Annotated in this window: 25 protein-coding genes and 1 tRNA gene; 18 read left to right on the top strand and 8 right to left on the bottom strand. The window is 42.8% G+C overall.

The genetic code is table 11. The features are described 5' to 3' along the window. The first annotated feature begins 6 nt into the window (after window positions 1-6). The 3 genes from LC1Nh_RS03180 to LC1Nh_RS03170 all read left to right on the top strand — a co-directional run bounded on the left by LC1Nh_RS03180 (window position 7) and on the right by LC1Nh_RS03170 (window position 1,925). Window positions 7-669, top strand: a complete 663-nt coding sequence (locus LC1Nh_RS03180) for a nucleotidyltransferase domain-containing protein (protein WP_153550263.1) — start codon at window positions 7-9, stop codon at window positions 667-669. Next, window positions 666-1,166 (top strand): DUF8154 family protein, encoded by a 501-nt coding sequence (locus LC1Nh_RS03175; RefSeq protein ID WP_153550262.1) that lies wholly within the window; start codon window positions 666-668, stop codon window positions 1,164-1,166. The genes LC1Nh_RS03180 and LC1Nh_RS03175 overlap by 4 nt, the downstream gene beginning before the upstream one ends. 93 nt (window positions 1,167-1,259) lie before the next feature. Continuing rightward, entirely contained in the window at window positions 1,260-1,925 is a 666-nt protein-coding gene (locus tag LC1Nh_RS03170; RefSeq protein ID WP_153550261.1) for an MBL fold metallo-hydrolase, read from the top strand. A gap of 20 nt (window positions 1,926-1,945) precedes the next feature. Here LC1Nh_RS03170 and LC1Nh_RS03165 read toward each other — a convergent pair whose 3' ends face one another. Both LC1Nh_RS03165 and LC1Nh_RS03160 read right to left on the bottom strand, forming a co-directional pair. Then, window positions 1,946-2,167, bottom strand: coding sequence for a hypothetical protein (locus LC1Nh_RS03165; protein ID WP_153550260.1), 222 nt, complete (start codon window positions 2,165-2,167; stop codon window positions 1,946-1,948). Beyond that, complete coding sequence (locus LC1Nh_RS03160; RefSeq protein ID WP_153550259.1) at window positions 2,164-2,685, bottom strand: PH domain-containing protein; 522 nt, start codon at window positions 2,683-2,685, stop codon at window positions 2,164-2,166. The genes LC1Nh_RS03165 and LC1Nh_RS03160 overlap by 4 nt, the downstream gene beginning before the upstream one ends. A 17-nt stretch (window positions 2,686-2,702) precedes the next feature. Between LC1Nh_RS03160 and LC1Nh_RS03155 the strand changes: the two genes are divergently transcribed. The 3 genes from LC1Nh_RS03155 to LC1Nh_RS03145 all read left to right on the top strand — a co-directional run bounded on the left by LC1Nh_RS03155 (window position 2,703) and on the right by LC1Nh_RS03145 (window position 5,543). Then, entirely contained in the window at window positions 2,703-3,779 is a 1,077-nt protein-coding gene (locus LC1Nh_RS03155) for a Na/Pi cotransporter family protein (protein WP_153550258.1), read from the top strand. A gap of 92 nt (window positions 3,780-3,871) precedes the next feature. Further along, window positions 3,872-4,624 (top strand): metal-dependent hydrolase, encoded by a 753-nt coding sequence (locus LC1Nh_RS03150; RefSeq protein WP_153550257.1) that lies wholly within the window; start codon window positions 3,872-3,874, stop codon window positions 4,622-4,624. A 262-nt stretch (window positions 4,625-4,886) separates the two neighbouring features. Continuing rightward, window positions 4,887-5,543 (top strand): hypothetical protein, encoded by a 657-nt coding sequence (locus LC1Nh_RS03145; RefSeq protein WP_153550256.1) that lies wholly within the window; start codon window positions 4,887-4,889, stop codon window positions 5,541-5,543. A 31-nt stretch (window positions 5,544-5,574) separates the two neighbouring features. Here the strand turns inward: LC1Nh_RS03145 and LC1Nh_RS03140 are convergent, their stop codons facing one another. After that, complete coding sequence (locus tag LC1Nh_RS03140) at window positions 5,575-6,771, bottom strand: redox-regulated ATPase YchF (protein ID WP_153550255.1); 1,197 nt, start codon at window positions 6,769-6,771, stop codon at window positions 5,575-5,577. A 212-nt stretch (window positions 6,772-6,983) separates the two neighbouring features. Here LC1Nh_RS03140 and LC1Nh_RS03135 point away from each other — a divergent pair, with 212 nt between their 5' ends. From LC1Nh_RS03135 to LC1Nh_RS03125, 3 genes are all read left to right on the top strand, one after another. Continuing rightward, window positions 6,984-7,598 carry a helix-turn-helix domain-containing protein gene (locus tag LC1Nh_RS03135; RefSeq protein ID WP_153550254.1) on the top strand — a complete coding sequence of 205 codons (615 nt, stop codon included), beginning with the start codon at window positions 6,984-6,986 and terminating at the stop codon, window positions 7,596-7,598. 67 nt (window positions 7,599-7,665) lie between these two features. Beyond that, window positions 7,666-8,739 carry a hypothetical protein gene (locus LC1Nh_RS03130; protein WP_153550253.1) on the top strand — a complete coding sequence of 358 codons (1,074 nt, stop codon included), beginning with the start codon at window positions 7,666-7,668 and terminating at the stop codon, window positions 8,737-8,739. Window positions 8,740-8,790: 51 nt separating this feature from the next. Beyond that, complete coding sequence (locus tag LC1Nh_RS03125; protein ID WP_153550252.1) at window positions 8,791-9,174, top strand: DUF4186 family protein; 384 nt, start codon at window positions 8,791-8,793, stop codon at window positions 9,172-9,174. Window positions 9,175-9,195: 21 nt separating this feature from the next. On the opposite strand, the gene hisS is transcribed toward LC1Nh_RS03125, so the two are convergent. Next, window positions 9,196-10,521, bottom strand: a complete 1,326-nt coding sequence (hisS, locus tag LC1Nh_RS03120; protein ID WP_153550251.1) for a histidine--tRNA ligase — start codon at window positions 10,519-10,521, stop codon at window positions 9,196-9,198. A gap of 273 nt (window positions 10,522-10,794) precedes the next feature. On the opposite strand from hisS, the gene LC1Nh_RS03115 reads away from it, so the two are divergent. The 3 genes from LC1Nh_RS03115 to LC1Nh_RS03105 all read left to right on the top strand — a co-directional run bounded on the left by LC1Nh_RS03115 (window position 10,795) and on the right by LC1Nh_RS03105 (window position 12,698). Continuing rightward, window positions 10,795-11,397, top strand: coding sequence for a hypothetical protein (locus LC1Nh_RS03115; RefSeq protein WP_153550250.1), 603 nt, complete (start codon window positions 10,795-10,797; stop codon window positions 11,395-11,397). 67 nt (window positions 11,398-11,464) lie between these two features. Then, on the top strand, window positions 11,465-11,956 hold the full coding sequence (locus LC1Nh_RS06220; protein WP_153550249.1) for an HNH endonuclease: 492 nt from the start codon (window positions 11,465-11,467) through the stop codon (window positions 11,954-11,956). A gap of 61 nt (window positions 11,957-12,017) precedes the next feature. Beyond that, a complete protein-coding gene (locus LC1Nh_RS03105) occupies window positions 12,018-12,698 on the top strand; it encodes a carbonic anhydrase (protein WP_153550248.1) in 681 nt (226 codons plus the stop codon). 9 nt (window positions 12,699-12,707) lie between these two features. Here LC1Nh_RS03105 and LC1Nh_RS03100 read toward each other — a convergent pair whose 3' ends face one another. Then, window positions 12,708-13,529 (bottom strand): undecaprenyl-diphosphate phosphatase, encoded by an 822-nt coding sequence (locus LC1Nh_RS03100; RefSeq protein ID WP_153550247.1) that lies wholly within the window; start codon window positions 13,527-13,529, stop codon window positions 12,708-12,710. 36 nt (window positions 13,530-13,565) lie between these two features. Next, window positions 13,566-14,120: a hypothetical protein gene (locus tag LC1Nh_RS03095; protein WP_153550246.1), complete on the bottom strand. Its 555-nt coding sequence runs from the start codon at window positions 14,118-14,120 to the stop codon at window positions 13,566-13,568. Between the two features lie 105 nt (window positions 14,121-14,225). Here LC1Nh_RS03095 and LC1Nh_RS03090 point away from each other — a divergent pair, with 105 nt between their 5' ends. The 5 genes from LC1Nh_RS03090 (at window position 14,226) to LC1Nh_RS03070 (ending at window position 15,850) form a co-directional block, all read left to right on the top strand. After that, the gene (locus LC1Nh_RS03090; RefSeq protein ID WP_153550245.1) at window positions 14,226-14,387 is read left to right on the top strand and encodes a 50S ribosomal protein L40e; all 162 of its coding nucleotides are present in this window, start codon (window positions 14,226-14,228) and stop codon (window positions 14,385-14,387) included. 69 nt (window positions 14,388-14,456) lie between these two features. Next, a tRNA-Thr gene (locus LC1Nh_RS03085) sits at window positions 14,457-14,529 on the top strand. Window positions 14,530-14,635: 106 nt separating this feature from the next. After that, the gene (locus tag LC1Nh_RS03080) at window positions 14,636-14,830 is read left to right on the top strand and encodes a cold shock domain-containing protein (RefSeq protein WP_306172205.1); all 195 of its coding nucleotides are present in this window, start codon (window positions 14,636-14,638) and stop codon (window positions 14,828-14,830) included. A gap of 168 nt (window positions 14,831-14,998) precedes the next feature. Beyond that, entirely contained in the window at window positions 14,999-15,421 is a 423-nt protein-coding gene (locus LC1Nh_RS03075) for a universal stress protein (protein ID WP_256727661.1), read from the top strand. 69 nt (window positions 15,422-15,490) lie between these two features. Next, complete coding sequence (locus LC1Nh_RS03070; RefSeq protein ID WP_153550243.1) at window positions 15,491-15,850, top strand: hypothetical protein; 360 nt, start codon at window positions 15,491-15,493, stop codon at window positions 15,848-15,850. Here the strand turns inward: LC1Nh_RS03070 and LC1Nh_RS03065 are convergent. Next, on the bottom strand, window positions 15,823-16,440 hold the full coding sequence (locus tag LC1Nh_RS03065) for a hypothetical protein (RefSeq protein WP_153550242.1): 618 nt from the start codon (window positions 16,438-16,440) through the stop codon (window positions 15,823-15,825). The genes LC1Nh_RS03070 and LC1Nh_RS03065 overlap by 28 nt on opposite strands. A 125-nt stretch (window positions 16,441-16,565) precedes the next feature. On the opposite strand from LC1Nh_RS03065, the gene LC1Nh_RS03060 reads away from it, so the two are divergent. Beyond that, window positions 16,566-17,351, top strand: coding sequence for an aldo/keto reductase (locus LC1Nh_RS03060; RefSeq protein ID WP_217907085.1), 786 nt, complete (start codon window positions 16,566-16,568; stop codon window positions 17,349-17,351). 12 nt (window positions 17,352-17,363) lie between these two features. On the opposite strand, the gene LC1Nh_RS03055 is transcribed toward LC1Nh_RS03060, so the two are convergent. After that, window positions 17,364-17,765: a hypothetical protein gene (locus LC1Nh_RS03055; RefSeq protein ID WP_153550240.1), complete on the bottom strand. Its 402-nt coding sequence runs from the start codon at window positions 17,763-17,765 to the stop codon at window positions 17,364-17,366.

Below are 17,765 nucleotides of genomic sequence, written 5' to 3'. Positions count from 1 at the left end.
GTATTTATGGGAGATGGTAATGAGGTGGCTAGTGTTCGTATTGATTTGCCGTTGCCGGATGAACGGGTTTTTAGTTCGGGGTCTGTTTCGGAGATTTTGGAGTTGCTGGTTAATAATCCTTATCAGAAGTTTTCCAAGTCTCAGCTTCAGGAATTGACGGGTAGAGGCTGGAGTAGTACTCAGAAGGGGGTAGAAGTGCTGGGAAGCTTAGACCTCATTACTACAGAGGTTGAAGGTAAGAAAAACTTGATCAGTTTGAATACTGAGAAGGTTGACAAGCCAAGTGACCCAATTTTTTCGATTCCTCAGGATTCTTTCAGAGAGCCTGTAAGAAGATTTAAAGAGGAAGTCTTAGGCGAGGTTGATTATGTAGCAGGTATTTTGGTTTTTGGAAGTGTTGCTCGTGGTGAAGCAGACAGAGCGAGCGACATCGATGTGCTTGTAATAGTGGAAGACGATCTTACTTCTGCTAGGAGGCAGGTAACTAATGTTGTATCTGAATTGGAGGAAAAGGAGATTGGGGGTCAAAGGTATGAGTTCGAGGCTCTTGTTGAATCAGTTGAAACCACAGAAAAGAGAGGAGAAAGGATAAGAAATATTTTCAGTGAAGGTTTAGTCCTTCATAGAACCAAGAAACTGGAAAACCTAAAGGAGGCTGTGTTTGGATGACAAACAGTGATATGGAGGATGCACTGGAAGAGGCAATATCTAAGTTTGATGAGAGTCCTCCACATGAGGAAATAGAGAATGGTTTAAATACAGAGGACTCAATGAAGTTGCAGTTGAGAAAGTCCTGTAGATTACTTGATGCATCTGAAAAGTTACTGGAAAAGGACGAGAGCCATTATATAATCATTATTGACGCTTGCTTCATTTCAATTGAGCGAAGCATACAGGCATACCTGCTTGAGAAAAAATTGATTGATGAAGGAGAACCACTATTTGATCACGAGAAAATCTATAGGCTAGGTAGACAGGCCGGACTTTTCGATGAAGACTTTGAACAGAGAATCAAAAATCTGTGGAAGGACAACCGTTCGAAAACATATTACAGAGACGGATTACCTTCAAAAGGTAGAGCGGAAAAAATGTTCAGGTTGGCTGAGGCCGTTCACAATCATATTGTTGGAATGAGTAATTCAGGTCACAAATGTATTTGTAAGTAAATTCTAAGTCTTCGCACTGTTCGTGAAAAATTAATTTTGATAAATTGAAAAATAGGCTGTAGTTTCTTTAGTTTCGGAGTCTATGTTGGCTTTATGGTTATCAAGATTGACGAACTAAGAAAAGCCGAGTTCATCGATGAGTGGGAGAATGGTTTTGGCTGGATTGCGAAACCGGAAGAAAACATGATGAGAACCAGTCATGCGTTTGTGGATGACGGTGTTTATTTGGTTGATCCTGTGGATGCTGAAAATCTCGACGACAAAATTAGCGAGTTTGGTGAGGTTGGAGGCATTATAATATTATTCAGTCGGCATGTGCGTGATTCTGTGGAGTTGGCAGGGAGGTATGATTGCCCTGTGTATGTTCCTGAATGGTTTGAAAGAGAATTGGATGCAGAAGTAAGGAAAATATCGGAGAAAGTTCCTGGTACTGATTGGGAGATCCACACGGTCATCAACTCCAAAGTAAGCAAGGAGGCAGCTCTCTATCACAGAGGAACCAAGTCTTTGATTGTGGCTGATTCTCTAGGTACAGCCAGACATCTCTGCGGAAGAGGAGAAAAACTTGGAATGAGTCCTTTGTACCGTTTCAATCCACCTCATAAACTTTTGGATTTTGAACCGGAGAGAATTTTCTGTGGGCATGGAGAAGGGGTTACAGAGAACGCAACAGAAACTATGAAGGAAACAATCAGGAAAGGCAGGAGGAAAACATTGTCGGCGTACTTTAACGCGTTTTACAAAATGTTTAAGGGCTGATGAATCTCCGATTAGGTGGTTTAGAGTTTTTCTACTAGTTTGTCCAGAGGAGCTGTTGCCTGTTTAACCAGGAATCGATATGAGGTTTCTAGCCAGATTCCTGCGGTGATGCTTCCTATGAATATTGCTGATGTGATTGAGATTAGCTGGTTAAATTCCAGTTTCTGCAGTAGGAGTACTGTGAGTAGTGTGGATGTTAGGAATACTGTTGCTGCGATTCTGCGGCATGTGTGTTTTTTCATATCTGGTCCATGAGGTCGTCTTTTTTGTCCTGGTATTCTTCTTCTGTTATGTTTCCTTTCTCTTTTTCTGAACCTATCTTCTCCAGTTGTTCGGCAGGGTCTTTTTCCTGTAGGTCTTGTTGTTTTCTGATCAGTCCTGATATCTGTACTCCTTTGCCTTCTGGCGTCATTATTTCTTTTTTGCCGGACTTTGTGGTGATTACGAGTTTGTCGAAGTCTTTGCGTTCTTCTACTTGTATGTCGTGTATCTGTCCGAGTTTGATGTCTTCGAACTTGTTTCTTTTTCCGAGTAGTTTGGCTGTGTCTGAGTTGAATATTAGTGCTCTCTTGTTGGTTAGGCAGATTACTGATTTGTCGTCTTTCTTGAGTTTGGCTGTGGACATCATCCGGATTTCCTCGTCTTCGCCTAGTCTGTCTTTCAGTCCTGAGTACTCTTCTGGTTTGGACTGTCCGAAGCTGTCCAGATCTTCGAACTCCTGTTCGTGTTCCTTTTCTGGTTCTTGTTCGAACTCGGTCATGGCTTTGGATTGATTTTATGACTCCGGACTATAATAATTTTTCACATATGGATGGGAAGGAGAGACTGCTGCTCGCAGCCGGATCAATACTGTTCTTCGTATTCGGTCTTCAACTGCTCGGAGAGTCCACACAGGCAGTCGCAGAAACACTCAAAGGAGTGGTCGGAACGCTCGTCACAGGCGACTTATCCGCTCTGGGTGCGGGCTGGCTGCTCGCTTACACGGTTTTAAACGGTGCTACTTCTGGTGCTATCGGAATAGCTTTCTTCGAATCCGGTTTGATTGATCCTTCCATGGTCTACATGTTTATCTCAGGTTCCAGGCTTGGAGCAACATTTATCGTGATCTTCATCGGCTTACTCGAATACTTTCAGGGTAAAAGCGATGATATCCGGGATTCATGTAGCATCGGATTACTCCAGTTCCTAACAACTTACACTGTCTACATCCCGGCAATCCTGATAGGTTACCTCGCCTTGGAAAACTTTGATCTTTCGTTCCTTGAGGTTCAGGCGCCTTCGGCATTTAACTATGGTCTTGACATGTTGTTCGGACCTTTTACATCGATACTGTCCAGAAACTTGCCTTCCACAATCCTCTTCCCTATTTCTATTGGAGTGCTGTTGTTAAGCTTGAAGGCGTTTGATCAATCATTCAAAGGGATAGGCGAGGATAAGTTCCGTTCTAAGTACCTGCGTTTCCAGATGTCCAGCAAATGGATCTCCTTTGGAATCGGAGCAGTGATAACTCTTCTCTCAACCAGTGTAGCCCTATCCGTCGGTATAATTGTTCCCATGTATAATAACGGTTACTTCAAGAGAAAGGAAATTATCCCGTACCTGATGGGAGCTAACCTCACGACAATGATCAGTAACATCATGGCTGCAGCAGTAATAAGCTCGGAGGTAGCCATGAAGATGGCTTTAATCCTTACAGGTTCGATATTTGTCGTTACCTGTGTAGTGCTCTTCTTCTACCAGGAAGTCTACTCTGGAATTCAGAAGGCTTTCAATACATTGATGCTTAACGACCTCTACCTGACAGCTTTCACAGCAATACTTCTGTTAGCGCCTATTATACTGCTGTTGATGTAATAACTGTGTTTGGCAGGTCGCTAAGTGCTGTTTGAATTCCTAAAGGTTTTTTGATAAAGCTTTAAACCCAAGTTTTTCTCAATGCTATAAGTATGCTTGGAAGACAGCACTTGATGCTTTCTGTGGCTTCTGTTTCCGTAGTTCTGGCGCCTTTTCTGCTGCGTGCGGAGTTATTGGTGTTTACTTTGTTTTTCGGTGTTGCTATAGGTTCTTTGATTCCTGATGTTGATGCTCCGGATGCAGCTGTTTTTCATAGGGATGTCAGAGGTTTGAGCGGCGATTTTGGAAGTGCTGTAAACAATTTGGTGGGTCCTGTGCTACCGGTTTTTGGTTACTCTACTAAGTACTTGATTTACAAGCCGGTGGTGAAGTTACTTGAGTTCCTGACCTCGGAGGATTACTGTTTTGAGGAGAAGCATAGAACATTCTCACACTCAGTGCTGGGAGTGTTTACGATGACGGTTTTGACAGGCGTCTACCTGGTGCCGGTTCTGTTGTCCTTGGAGTTGTTGGCTCCGTTCTATCTGCTGGCTTTTCTCTCTGCGTACATGATCGGAGCGTTTCTTCATATGTTGGAGGATAGCTGTACTAAGACCGGTATTGCATGGAACTCTCCGTTCTCCGAGACCAGAATCAAAGGTCAGATCTCAACAGGTAAAGATGTCAGGAAGCCCAGAATCTTTCTCTACTGGCTTGGAATGTTGACGGGAGCCACATTCTATCTCGGTGTAATAGACAAGCGCTTTCTTTCCCTTCCAGCAGTCGCAGCCATCTCAGTAACAGGTCTGGGAGTGTCTTGGCTAGTATTTCTCAAGCTGGTGGCAAAAGCGGAGATAACAAGTTAGTTCAAAAGAATAGGGTAATTCCGGTACTGTGTTAACAGTTTGGATGTATACCGTTAGTGACTCCGTAAATCGGAGTCGTTTCTAATAGTCCTGTCGAATCGGGGCGGGTAGGGCTTGGAAGATGTGCCTCCTTTATTGGAGGTGTAAACGGCGTGAGCCGTGGGTAACTCTTCGGCCCGCCCTTCTGTGTTCCTCTTTATCTTTGATTTTTTCCGAACAGCTTCAACCTGTTTAAAAAGGAGTCGGAGTTATTTCTGTTAGTATGAAACGAATCATACTTACTTCAGCACTGATCTTATTTGTATTTTCCGCTTCATCAGTTGTAGGTGGTCCTGAACCAGGGGAAGGAGAAATGGCTATAACAAATGAAGGATCTTCCGCATCAGGTAGTACGGCTGTTGGACCGAACGGCACTTCTTACAGCACCTTTTTCTCAGTTGTCAATCGTTCCTCTACTCTGTCGGAGCTAGGTGCGAACAATATGACAGGAGTGATTGACTCCGGTTTTGAAGAGGATAAACTGAGTTTTACCGGGATTGTTGAGACGCCTACACCGTGCTACAGCCTTAACCACTCAGTTACTGAGGTAGGTGATGGAGAATACCAGTTCCAAGTTAATTCTGAGGAGGAAAATGGAACTTGTACGCAGGTATTAGCCTATCACAAGTACAATGCATCGTTCCAGACAGATTCACCGTCGAAAGTTGAAGTTTTCCACGGAAACAATTCTACAGAAACATTGACACATCCTGACTACGATACTTCAGGACCGGATCCAAAACCACAGCCTGAAAACAACAAAAATCCGATTTCAGCATTCATCAACTGGTTTAAAGGATTGTTCTCAAACGAACCCGAACAGGTTACCTATCAAGGAGATGAACTTGAAGGACATAAAATTGAAGTAGAACCAAAATAGGAGAGGTTTTCAACCTTTCCTTCTTTTCTCTTTAATTTGAGGAAACTACCTCGATAACATCAAGATTCTCCAGTTCGTGATCTCCACTGATTTGTCTATTTTCTCTACAGTCAATTGCGTGCAGGAAACCTTCTCCAAGATCCGAGTGGATTGTATACGCGAAGTCCTCTGCAGTAGAGTTCTCCGGTACCAGGAAGCAGTCAGGCAGTATATTTCCGTGTTCATCTCCCAGTCCATCTGCTCCACCAGGGAAGATCGCCATGACTCCTAGTTCTTCGAAAAGTGCCTCTTCAAGAGCTTTCTGGACGCCTGTTCCTCCGTACTCCTGCATGAAGTCTCTGATCTTCTCCAATCCCTGCTTTTTCTCCTCAGGTAGGTCATCAGATAGTATTTCGAAGTCTTCATCACCGGGATAATAATCTACCGCACCCTGCTCGGCTGCGTTCTTCAGTGCTTTCTCGGCGTGGGCTGAAGCGGGTATGAAGTCAAGGTGTTCGTATTCTGGGTCTGAAGTTATTTCTTCCCAGTTTTCCTGTGCTTTCTCAGTATCCATCTTGTTCCCGGCGATGATCATTGGCTTAGTCGCTTTCCGGATTGTTCTCGCCAGCTGTTCTTTGTCTTCTTCATCCCAGGTATTGGGATCCAGTTCAAGGTCTTCCTGAAGTATCAATTGTTTGATCTCGTTTTTATTTGTCTGGAAAGCACTCATCTGTTCAGCCAGCTCCTCTTCCAGCTTCACATCTTTCTTATTATGTTTTGTCTCGTATCTATCGATTCCTTTCTCCAGGACCTCTAGGTACCACATATCTAGCTCTTCTTCCAGGAAGTCTATGTCGTCTCTGGGGTCGTGGTCTTCGGTTGGTTCTCCTTCGATATCTGTCTCGCCTGAGAAGTCTACGATATGTATCAGGACATCTGCTTCGTTCAGATCTGAGAGGAACTTGTTGCCCAGTCCTTTTCCTTCGTGTGCGCCTGGAATCAGTCCGGCCACATCTACAAGTTTCACCGGCACATGTCTTGTCCCGTCATGGCAGAAACCTACTCTTGGATCACAGCTTTCGTCAAAGTCCGGTGCTGCGCATTGAACTCGTACATATGCTTCTCCAACGGAAGGATCTATCGTGGTGAAGGGGTAGTTTCCTTCATCGACTGAGTTCATTGTGGCGGCGTTGAAGAAAGTACTTTTTCCTACGGATGGCTTTCCTACTAGTCCGATTTTGTATGGCATATCTGTGTTTCTGCGTTGAAATTTTATTAACTGTGTAAGGGCTTTGATCTTGAACCAGTCAGTTCTCAAGGGTTTTTTCTAGTGGTTAGTTGGTTGGATATCTGCTGTTATGGTTTTAGAGGTGTGTTCGAATGGTTTTTGTTGTCTTTTGGTGTTTGTGCTGGTTTTTTAATTGGTGTCTTTATTTTAATCTAATGTTTTCATATCGATTTATGGCATCGGTTGAAACAAGTGATTCCTCGGTTCTTAATTCTAAACTTGCTGTTAAAATTTTGAGGAGGATTGCTGTTCAGGATGAAGGAGATTACGGCAGTAGCATTGCTGATAGTCTTAATAAGTCACAGGCATCGGTTGGAAGAGTTATCGGAGATTTAAATGATATTGGGTTCGTTGAGAAGGGTAAGAGGGAGAAAGCGCAGTATTACGAAATTGACTACGACAATGTATCGGATTTCTGGTATAGAAAAGTGGTTGAAGAGTTAGAGGAAGTGGATGATGATCTTAAGAGGGAAAAATATCTTGGTGAAGGATATACAACGAAGGACGAGATGCTTTCTGGACTTAAAGAGAATGAAGGGAGTATCAAGCGGATAGTCGCTGCATATCTGGAGAGGGTGCTTCAAAGTGATGTCCGGATTGAAAGATATACTGTTTCGGATCTACTGTTTGAGAGCGTAGGTTTCTCCGTAGGGCACAATATAATTCAGGACGACCAATTACTTGAGAGGTACCCTTATCTTAGAGAGCCGATAGACGCTCTAGTATATCTTTGGAAGATGGATGGGTTCCCAAAATTGTTTAGAGAAACTCTCAGCCAAGAAGAATAACGCATAACACGTGATGTTATTAGTTTAATTTCTTTTTTATTCCGATTTTCTTAAGTCTGCCATAGCTATGGTGTCCAACAAGATTTTCGTAAGTGCAAGCGCTTTAGCTGATAAGGCTAAAAATAAAAAATCTTACAGCCATAAAGAACAAGAATCTGAACTTATTGACACTTTTAGTCTCCCTGAATTAGGGGAGGGTTTTGTAGATTCGAACAATCAGATAGATGATCTGGCGTCTACTATGGGGCGTTTGGTTTCTTTTGGTTTTCACGAGCATGATGATGGAAACATGGATGCTGCTGAAGTTTACTTTATTGCAAAGGATGCACTCATGTTTGGTAAACCTGTTAAAGAGGGTGAGATTCTTCCAGAAGATTTGGTTGAGGCTGCTGTAAGCTACAGTGATGCTCTAGAAGCTAAGGATTGTCATGAATGGGCTCAGTTGGATAGGGAAACAAAGTTGACTTTGGCGGAAGATTTTGAGATGGTTGATCAGTATTTGGATAGCTCCACGGAAGAGCTGTATAGGAATACTACTAGTGAGGAAAAAGATTTGCTTGGTGTTAGGGATGTTGACTCCGAAAATCTGGAAGATCTATGGAATGATATTGTCCAGGATCATGAAGGTTTAAACTTTGTGAAGGGCATATTTGAGAGGAGAGAGGATGCACTAGGGATTAGAGAGGGTTTATATTCTGAACACGAATTATGGTGGTTGGACCATAAGGCAGTGGATTTTTACTCTACTGACTGTGCGATAGCCCGTTATGCTGAGTTAGAAGCTGCAACAGGTTTAGATCAATTTGGACAGCAAGCCTTATCTCTGATAGATGCTAGAGACGGTAGTAAAGCTGAGGCTGTCGGTAAAAGTATGAAGCCTAGCGATGGTATAGCAGGTCCAGGACTGTTAGCGAGTATGTATCTTACAGGAGTTGAAGCCCATGACTCTCACGGCGTAGCTTCAAAAAGGGCAATGCCGGAATTAGTAGCTCCCTATTACAAGGCAACTTTACTTCCACAGTTTGCTGACAGTTATTCGGTTGAGGACCTAAGAGAATATGCTGCCACTTACCACTCTGGGAATATAGAGGAGTTCGCGGAAGCTAAGTCGATTGAACAGGATCCTAAAATGTTCGTCTAAAAAAGTCCGGTTCAAACAGGAATAAAACTTTCCGATCAGACAAAATAACCTGTGAGAAAGCTTCAACTTCCTGGCAGAAGTCCGGAAGGACCCAAGTTAAACGACCAGGACTTTATCTTGGTAGAGGAAAACGGCGTAGCAACGCTTAAACAGATGGCCCGAGAGATAGTTGAAGACAAACTAAGAGAGCAACCAGAGAACGATGGAACTCAAACCCCCTACGCAGGAAACCCGGTGTACAAAGCGATGCACGCCTGCAAATGCTCATCAAGAAGGGAAATCAGCCGTGCCCACCGCATACCAGCCGGAAGAGACCTAAGAAATCAAGAAGTAGATATGATAGTCAACTTATTGACTCGATGGATCATCAGAGAATACAATTTCTTCAAAGAAGAGGAAAGAGCCCAGCAAAGCAACCTGGGCGAATACAGCTAACAGACTCCAGAAATTAGGAAACTAGATAAAATCTTCACTTTCCAAATGCTCAACCACTTCATCCTTATCCAGAGTCTCTTCCTCACCTGATTCCATGTGCTTCATAGTAACCTCATCATTCTCCAGATCTCGTTCTCCCACAATCAAAACTCTTTTTGCATTCATGTCATCGGCGTAGCCTAACTGGCTTCCGAAACCTCTTCCTGCCAAGTCGGTCTCCACAGATAGCCCTTTCCTTCTTAACTTGGTTGCATAATCGAGGGCGGTATCTCTCACTGATTCAGATACTGACAGCACATAGACATCAGTCTCAACATCCTTCAGAGGGTACCGATCCTCCTTCTTCAGAAGCTCGATTGTCGGCGAATAACCGAAGGCAAAACCAACAGCAGGAACCTCTCGGTCGCCGAAAGTACCAACTAATTCATCGTATCGGCCTCCGCCGAACAAGGCTCTTAACTCGCCTTCGCTGTCGAAAGCTTCAAACACAAGACCTGTGTAGTAGGCAAGACCTCTGACAATGGAAAGGTCAAATTCGCACATCTCATATACGCCATGAGCTTCTAAAGCATCTGCTAAGTCATCAAGTCTTTCCAGCCTAGATTTAATTGAACTCTCTTCGTATTCTCCAAATTCTCTCTCATTTTCCTTTATCAATTCAACTTGGCTCCTTAAGTCTCCACTATTCTCTGTAATCTGCAGAACAGTCTGAGCCCTCATTTTATTCCCTATCACATCTGTAACTTCCTTAACAAACTCTTCATCGCTCATCTTTTCTTTATCATCTATGATGTCCGTAACCTCTTTCAGTTCGGAGACTCCCTGAGCCTGAAGAATCTCCTCTAAAATCACTCTATCTCCAATCTTGAACTTGACCCGGTCATCCAAATCTAACTTCTTGAAAATAGTAGCTGCCGCAGCAATAATCTCGGCATCGGCCTCAACACTTTCTAAACCGAAGATATCGAAGTCTCCCTGCAGGAACTCTCTGTCCCTTCCTTTAGTAACATCTTCATACCTCCAGCGCTTCGAAGTATCATACCATTTAACCGGCGTCTTCAAATCTTTCCTCTTCTGGATCAGTCTAGCCCTTGTAGGGGTCTGTTCAGGGATTAAAGTAATCTCGTTATCGCCTTTGTCGGTAAACGCGTACATCTCATCTGTAACAGAATCTTCCTCTTTCTCCGTCCACAGTTCCTGCCTCTCAATAGTTGGAGGGTTAAACTGTCGGAAACCAAACTCCTCAGCAGTCTCATCCACAATTTCAATCAAGTACTTCCAAGTCGCCCACTCGTCCGGATACCTGTCATAAGTACCCTTCAAAGATTCCAAGTTAATCTTACTCATTTTTAGTTGCCTCTTGTTGATAGATTCTTTCCTCTACTTTTTCAAACATGAAGAGAGTAGAAGCTGATTTACTTCGGGAAAAGTTATAGCTGTTTAGAAGGTTTTGAGAATTATTCGAAACTTTGTCTTTCTCCCGTTTTTGGGAGATGATCGTAGTCACCTTTCATTGGTGTATCGCCTAACAACTCTGTAGTCGAATGATTTTTTAAACTGTTTTGGGAAGGGTGTGGGATTGAGATAGATTTTTATCGTTTGTAAATTTAGAGACTGAGTATGGGGGATTTTGTTGGGAAGGATGTAGATAGTCTGCTTGTTGAGATTGATGAGGGCTTCGATGAGCCTTCTTCAAGCCATGTTCCCTTTTTTAGGAGGTATTTCAGTGATGTTAGGGAGATTCTTTCTGATCGGACATTGCCTGATGGCAGTTTGATGAGTAATGAACTTGCTGGTAAGCATTTGGGGGACTATTCTGGTTTGGATGAGTTTGATTCCAGTAAGGCGTCCAGTGTTCTACTTGTTCTGTCAGAGCTGAGTGATAGAGCTGATCAGGAATTTGTCGATTATCGGGTGAGAAAAAAGAATAACCTGTATGTACTGGATGATGCCGTTTTCAGTTTCTTTGATGATATAGAAGGCGGTTTTACTGAATACGATCATATGCATACTGAGGCTAAAGCCATAGAGTATGCAGTAGCTGATTTGAGAAGGAACGAAGACTACAGTGATCAAAAACTCCATGATAAAGTTGAAGATCTCTTGAAATATGATCTCCCGGTTAAAACCATAAAAGACCGGGTCAAAAATAGGATAGAAAAATTAGAACTGGATAAAGACCATAAAGGCCCATACTTCGTGAGAAATAAGTGGCTAAATTGATCTGCCTAATGCTCTGATCATAGGGAGAGACCTTGGACTATTTCTTCCATGAACTCAATCTTAACTTATGAGTTCTAGAAAAGGTTTCAAACTTCCTGCCGGGAAAAATTATCTGATTTTCCAACCCGTTGAACTGGTTTACTGGATCCTATATCTATCTATGGGGTGGGCGGTTCATCTTTTCTTGTATCTGTATCGCAGGGGCTTCATGGTTTTCCACGACATGTTTTTCAGTATTTTATCTGGTTTTAATCCGTGTGGAAGTATCCTGGCACGGCTGGAGTTTTTACTGCGTTCCAGAATTATGAATCCTCGGTCATTCTATCATGTTTTGAAGAATAACTGGAATAGCTCTGATAAACTCTCTGAAGACTGGGACTCTATTCGAAAAAATGTATTGCAGCGAGATAATTACTGTTGCAGAGTATGCGGCGCTGAAAATCTAGAGCTTCATGTCGATCATATCGTACCGAGGAAGTGGAATGGACCACACAGCGAATGCAACTTGAGGACGCTCTGCAGACACTGCCATCGATGTCGTCATTTCAGAAAATTCTAGAATCTTCACTTGTAACTGTTTTTGAATCTTAGTCTTTTTCCTATTCTACAGTGTTTAATCGATGAGACAAGAGTTTATTGAGTTATTAGAATCTAATTTGGATCACGCTGAAAATTTTAAAGAAAAGTTTGACCATGTGCAGGATGGGCAGGATCCTGATTTTGTTACTGTTTGCTGTTCTGATTCTCGTGTGCTTCAGGATCACATGTGGGGTAATGAGCATCCTGGAGAGGTTTTCACCTGCAGCAATATTGGCAACAGAGTCTTCCAGGATATGGAGACTGGTGAAGCTGTCTCTGGAGATGTGCTCTATCCTGTTGCCCATACAGATACGAAGACCATGGTTGTAGTTGGTCACACAAGCTGTGGAGCAGTCACGGCAACCTACAAAGACCTCACTGAAGATATCAACGAACCTTCAGGTATCAGACACTGTATCGACCTGATTAAAGATCGTTTGAAGGATGGGGTGGAGAAGCTGCCGGATGATCTGGATGACTCAGAAGCCATCAATCGACTAGTTGAGTACAATGTTGATCAACAAGTACAGTTCCTCAGAAACTCGGATGAAATACCGGAAGATGTAGATGTTATCGGCGCTGTCTACGACTTCCAGAATGTCTACTCAGGAGACAGAGGACAAATCCACTTGATCAATGTAAACGGAGAAAACTCTGTTGAGAAATTGAAAGAAGAGAATCCTGAGGTATCTGAAAGGTTCGAACGGCTTTGGGAGCCTTAAACCCCTTTTTTATATTATTGTCGGGAGCAAGGCCAGTATTCCTAGTGCGAAGCATATCCAGGCGATTTCTGCTCTGTCTGCGATCTCCAGTACAGCGTCCACGGTGAGGTAGCCGACTATTCCCGCGACGGCTGCTGAGACAAGGTAGATTGGCTGGAAATTGAACTCTGTGAATAGTTCTAGGCCGATACTTCCTGCTGCAACAGCTGGTACACTCATCAGGAATGATAGGTGGAAGGCTGATCTCGCATCAAACTCTCTGAACAGAAATCCAAAGGCTGTTGTGCCTGAACGGGAGACTCCAGGGATTATGGAGAATCCTTGTAGTATTCCGACGAAGATAGAGTCTTTCAAGTTTACAGAGCTGTATTCTCTTGACTCGCTTTTATTGTAAAGTCGGAGGATTCCTGTCATGAATAACGCGGCTGACATCAGGATGTAGAAGATTGTCGGGTTCTGTACTGCGGCTTTGATGCCTGTGAAGTAGATCGTGGCTCCGATTATTCCGGTTAATGCGGTGGATGATCCGAGGAAAATAGTTAAACGCCCGTTTTCCTCCTGAGTTAGTTTTCTTGGGTTGTCCAGTATTTCTTGAGGTTTGAGGGCTTTGTTGAGGCAGTATTTGATTATTTCTGTGTATTCTTTTCTGAAGTAGAGGAATGCTGCGATCATTGTTCCTGTGTGGAGGAAGATTGATGCGTTCAGTGCTTGTCCTGGGTCTGTTCCTAGTACTTGTGTTAGGATGAGTGTGATTACTGCTTCGCTGGAGACGGGGAGCCATTCGGTGATTCCCTGTACGATTCCTATTATTACTGCTTCGGTCAGGTTCATAGTTGTAACTCTGTTCTTTGTTGTTGAAAAAGTTCTTTAGTTCTTGTATTTTTTGAATACTTTTTCTATGTCTTCTGCGATTTCTCCTACCTGATCTTCCTGTATGTCTCCCAGGTTTTCAGCTATTACATGCCTTAGTTCTTCGAATACTGCTGGTTCGACGACTACCGGTTCTTCTCCGGACTTGGAGTATGTTTCATCAGAAGGTACTACAGCAGCATCCAATTCTCCTCTATCCTTCTTAGCCCAGTACTCTACTATACGCGAGACATGATCTTTGCTGGAAACAGAGTAACAGATATCAGCATCTAGTATCCTAGATTTCTTGAAGAGAAAATCTACCTCTGATTTAGTATCTTTATGATCTCCTGTAAGCAGAAAACTGTGTTCCTCAAACTCCTCCGCAAAATTACTTTTCAAAAAACTGTGAACTCGTTCGCCGCCCATAACTACTATCTGAATTGATTCAAAACCGGTTTTAGAAGCAAATTCGAATGTTTTGGAAAGTCTATCGTGCATTACGTGTTTAAAATCTTTGCCACCGGTTACTTTTCCGTCATAGGCGTGGACTCCAATAACTGCTTTGCTCATGTATTTTGATTAACTGTGCTGTACTTCTAAATTCTTGTCTGCTGCCGAATAGAATCTACTTAAAAATAATCACCAAATGACAGATTATAAGAGGTATTACTAAAAATGGCTCAAAAATTCGACGAAGCCGAAGACAGACTATTCGGAGACATCTACATCTGCAGAAAATGCAATGCAAAAAACAAGACAGATAATCCGGAAGAAACTTCATGCCGGAAATGTGGATACAGCAACCTAAGACACAAAAACGAGCAGTTTGCAGGATAAAAAACTCTCCAACAGGTTTTTCTTTCCCCCTCTCTATTTAGTTTCTCCTTTGAAACCACTTTTTTGTGTGCCGCGTTAGCTCAGCTGGTAGAGCACGTCCTTGGTAAGGACGAGGTCCCGGGTTCAAATCCCGGACGTGGCTAAATTTTTTCACGGGAGGGGGCGTTCCCATTTTTTGAGTTTTCTTTACTTGGCTCTTGCCTATAAGGTTACTTGTTTATTGTTTTGATGTAAGGAGGTGTTATATTTTGAAAGGTACAGTTAAGTTCTTCCACGATCAGAAGAATTACGGTTTTATTGAAACTGATGAAATGGATGAGGATGTTTTCTTCCACAGTGATGAAATGGACGGCGATCTGAATGTTGAAGAAGGTACTGATGTCGAATTTGATCAAGAAGAAGGCGACAGAGGTCCTAAAGCAGTCGGCGTTACAGCAGCTTAAAAAATACAGTTATTTGCTCGGCTTGATTGCCGCAGCGTATTTTTTAGCGTCAAATATTTTTTCTCTTTCTTTGTTTTCTGTAGTTTTTGTTGTGTTTTTGTAGTTGTTATTGGCTATAGTTTTCCTAATATTGTTTCCCAGTCTTTGTTTTTTCGTGGGTGTGTTTTGGTGTATCGGCGTATTTTGGTGACGACTGATGGCAGTGATGGTTCTTTGGATGCTGTTGATCATGCCAGGGTTTTAGCTGAGAAGTTTGATGCTGAACTGTATATCTTGTATGTGGTAGATGTTTCAGCTGGTCCGCAGAGTATTTCTGATGTAGTGGTTGAGAGCTTGCGTGAGATCGGTTTCAAGGTTACCAAGGAGATTCAGGAAGAGTTGGAAGATGAGGGTATTCAGGCTGATGCTTTTGTTGAGTATGGTTCTCCAGGTGAGACTATACTGGATTTTGCAGATGAACGGGGTGTTGACCTGATAATCATGAGTAGCCATGGGAGGACAGGAATTGACAGGTTTTTGCTTGGCAGCGTCACTGAGAAGGTGATTAGAAACTCTAAGATGCCGGTTTTAACCGTTAAGTATCAAGATTGAATTCTTATCCGGAGAAGGGTTTTTTGTCTTGTGTGAAGTAATTAAGTTCTTTGAATTTGTATTAGTGTTATGGCTCAGGAAGTTGAGGAGATGGATCTTCGTCGAAGCATTGTTGATGCTAAGGATGGGAACGAGAGAAAGTTCAAGGTTTTTACAGGTCAGTTTTATGTTATGAGAAGTGCTTTGCGCTATTTCTGTGTTAAGAAGAAAATGTCTTTCACTTCATCCAAAATAGCTGACAATTTTCCGGTCTCTGCTCCCGTAACAGGCTCATGTCTTAAAATATTGGAGGAGCTTGGAGTGGTCGAGGCTAGAACTGAGTCAAGTTCGCCTAACCGTTACATGCCAGAAGATGTCAACATGGAGAGGATGCAAAAAGTAGAGGAAGTGCTTATAGATAACTATGAAATAGACGAGTTTCTTCCGTAAATATTTCTCTCACATTCAACTATGTCCTGCAGTGTTTCAGTTGGCTGGTAGTACACTTCTTCATCACGTAACTCGATAATTCCTTGGTCCTCCAAACTTGGAACTACTTGATGTCTCACCTGTACTTCGGTGCTTCCCTCTGGTGTCTCTAGATTATCCATAAGTTGGTCTATGCCTATACTTTCCAAATCAGAGCTTTCCATTATTAGGACTGTCTCAGCTCTAACAGGATTTGATAAAGCCTGACTAACATCTGCGACATAATCGATATCAGCTGCTTCATTATACTCTAGGACTTGCTTGTAAGCATCCAAGTGGTTTTTCACAGTTTTATCAGGAGAATAAGTCACCAAGAAAGAATCCTCCACAACACCAGCATCCTTCAGCTTAGGCATGTGTTTATGCTGAAGATTAGCCTCGTTTCTTTCGGTTCGTCCGTCGAGCATCTCCGCAATGTTTCCAACAGTGTTAACCGGTTTCTCATCCAACAGCATCAACAACTCAAGTCTCACAGGTTTTGACATCAAATCATTGTTATCAGCTGCTGCATACAGATCAGAACTAGATAAGACCAAACCAGGTTCTCTCATTATAAATCGGATTTTTCCAGCTGTTATATAATATTTTCCCCACAAATTTACGTTTCAATGCCTGGTTCTTAGAGCGTCCTTCACTTTTTCAATCATTGGTTACCTATGGTAACATTATGAGTTCTATTCCCAAGCTAGGTCTCGGTACCTGGCAAAACACGGAGTCAGATGAATGTGCAAAATCAGTTCAAACAGCTTTAGAGATAGGCTACAAGCATATTGATACAGCCCAAGTATACGAAAACGAAGAACATGTTGGCAAGGGAATCAAGGAAGCTGATATCGACAGAGACGATTTCTTCCTGGCATCCAAAGTCTGGATAGACCAGCTCTCTGAAGAAAATGTGGTACCCAGCATGGAGGAATCACTGGAAAAACTGGGAGTTGACAAGGTCGACTTGATGTACATTCACTGGCCCTCCGGAGACTACCAACCAGAAGAGACTCTGGAAGCGATGCAAGAACTAGTGGAGAAAGGAATGGCTAAGAATATAGGTGTCAGCAACTTCACGCCAGAACAAGTTGACGAAGCCATGGGAATAGCAGGAGAAGATATCATCGCCAACCAGGTCGAAATGCATCCACTACTTCAACAAGAAGAACTACTGGAAAAATGCAGGGAACACGATATCACATTAGTCGCTTACTCACCTTTAGCTCGTGGCAAAGTATTCGACATCCCTGAGTTAAACGAAATCGCGGATAAACACGGCGTTTCTGAGGCTCAGGTATCCCTAGCCTGGTTAATGCAGAAAGACGGAGTCGTAGCTATCCCAAAAGCATCCTCCGAAGAACACATCAGAGACAACCATGAAGCACAAGACCTTGAATTAGACGAAGAAGATGTAGAAAAGATAGAATCAATCGACAGAGAGGAAAGAGAAGTCGATCCAGGATTCGCACCCTGGTAAAAACCTTCTTTTTTATGTTTCTTCTATTCTGTAAAGCTCCATATATCCGTCTTCCGACTGGTTAGGGTTGTCCATGTATCTAAGGTATAGGAAGTAGGTTTTGTTACCGAAGGAACGGATTTTTGTCGTCGTCTGAAGTGTGCCGTCATGTTTTAAATCTTCTATCTGTTCTGCGTTTTCTTCTTGTTGGGTTTTGAAGTAGAAACGAGCTTTGGGTGCTTCTTCATGTCTTAGCTCTAGGTAGTTGTCGCCGTCAAAAGTAGTATTTACAACTTCATCCTCGGTATCTGCTCTCAGAGAAAAACTTTCAGTGTACTCAGAGTCCCCGTTCTGAAGTAGTGTGTGGCTTGCGAAACCTAGGACTGTTGATAGGAAGAACGCTGCAACAACCAGAACTATGGTGCGCTTCTCCAT

It is taken from the genome of Candidatus Nanohalobium constans (genome assembly GCF_009617975.1).
Classification (GTDB): Archaea; Nanohalarchaeota; Nanosalinia; order Nanosalinales; family Nanosalinaceae; genus Nanohalobium; species Nanohalobium constans.
The sequence above is the reverse complement of the archived record's forward strand: the minus strand, read 5'-3'. Positions and strand labels throughout refer to the sequence as shown.

Bases quoted from the DNA above. Each gene is read 5' to 3' on its own strand.
- LC1Nh_RS03070 (WP_153550243.1), top strand. From the start codon at position 15,491: ATGGCTCAGGAAGTTGAGGAGATGGATCTTCGTCGAAGCATTGTTGAT.
- LC1Nh_RS03105 (WP_153550248.1), top strand. From the start codon at position 12,018: ATGAGACAAGAGTTTATTGAGTTATTAGAATCTAATTTGGATCACGCT.
- LC1Nh_RS03095 (WP_153550246.1), bottom strand. From the start codon at position 14,120: ATGAGCAAAGCAGTTATTGGAGTCCACGCCTATGACGGAAAAGTAACC.
- LC1Nh_RS03065 (WP_153550242.1), bottom strand. From the start codon at position 16,440: ATGAGAGAACCTGGTTTGGTCTTATCTAGTTCTGATCTGTATGCAGCA.
- LC1Nh_RS03090 (WP_153550245.1), top strand. From the start codon at position 14,226: ATGGCTCAAAAATTCGACGAAGCCGAAGACAGACTATTCGGAGACATC.
- LC1Nh_RS03160 (WP_153550259.1), bottom strand. From the start codon at position 2,685: ATGACCGAGTTCGAACAAGAACCAGAAAAGGAACACGAACAGGAGTTC.
- LC1Nh_RS03135 (WP_153550254.1), top strand. From the start codon at position 6,984: ATGGCATCGGTTGAAACAAGTGATTCCTCGGTTCTTAATTCTAAACTT.
- LC1Nh_RS03055 (WP_153550240.1), bottom strand. From the start codon at position 17,765: ATGGAGAAGCGCACCATAGTTCTGGTTGTTGCAGCGTTCTTCCTATCA.
- hisS (WP_153550251.1), bottom strand. From the start codon at position 10,521: ATGAGTAAGATTAACTTGGAATCTTTGAAGGGTACTTATGACAGGTAT.
- LC1Nh_RS03100 (WP_153550247.1), bottom strand. From the start codon at position 13,529: ATGAACCTGACCGAAGCAGTAATAATAGGAATCGTACAGGGAATCACC.
- LC1Nh_RS03175 (WP_153550262.1), top strand. From the start codon at position 666: ATGACAAACAGTGATATGGAGGATGCACTGGAAGAGGCAATATCTAAG.
- LC1Nh_RS06220 (WP_153550249.1), top strand. From the start codon at position 11,465: ATGAGTTCTAGAAAAGGTTTCAAACTTCCTGCCGGGAAAAATTATCTG.
- LC1Nh_RS03170 (WP_153550261.1), top strand. From the start codon at position 1,260: ATGGTTATCAAGATTGACGAACTAAGAAAAGCCGAGTTCATCGATGAG.
- LC1Nh_RS03155 (WP_153550258.1), top strand. From the start codon at position 2,703: ATGACTCCGGACTATAATAATTTTTCACATATGGATGGGAAGGAGAGA.
- LC1Nh_RS03140 (WP_153550255.1), bottom strand. From the start codon at position 6,771: ATGCCATACAAAATCGGACTAGTAGGAAAGCCATCCGTAGGAAAAAGT.
- LC1Nh_RS03180 (WP_153550263.1), top strand. From the start codon at position 7: ATGGGAGATGGTAATGAGGTGGCTAGTGTTCGTATTGATTTGCCGTTG.
- LC1Nh_RS03165 (WP_153550260.1), bottom strand. From the start codon at position 2,167: ATGAAAAAACACACATGCCGCAGAATCGCAGCAACAGTATTCCTAACA.
- LC1Nh_RS03115 (WP_153550250.1), top strand. From the start codon at position 10,795: ATGGGGGATTTTGTTGGGAAGGATGTAGATAGTCTGCTTGTTGAGATT.
- LC1Nh_RS03145 (WP_153550256.1), top strand. From the start codon at position 4,887: ATGAAACGAATCATACTTACTTCAGCACTGATCTTATTTGTATTTTCC.
- LC1Nh_RS03130 (WP_153550253.1), top strand. From the start codon at position 7,666: ATGGTGTCCAACAAGATTTTCGTAAGTGCAAGCGCTTTAGCTGATAAG.
- LC1Nh_RS03150 (WP_153550257.1), top strand. From the start codon at position 3,872: ATGCTTGGAAGACAGCACTTGATGCTTTCTGTGGCTTCTGTTTCCGTA.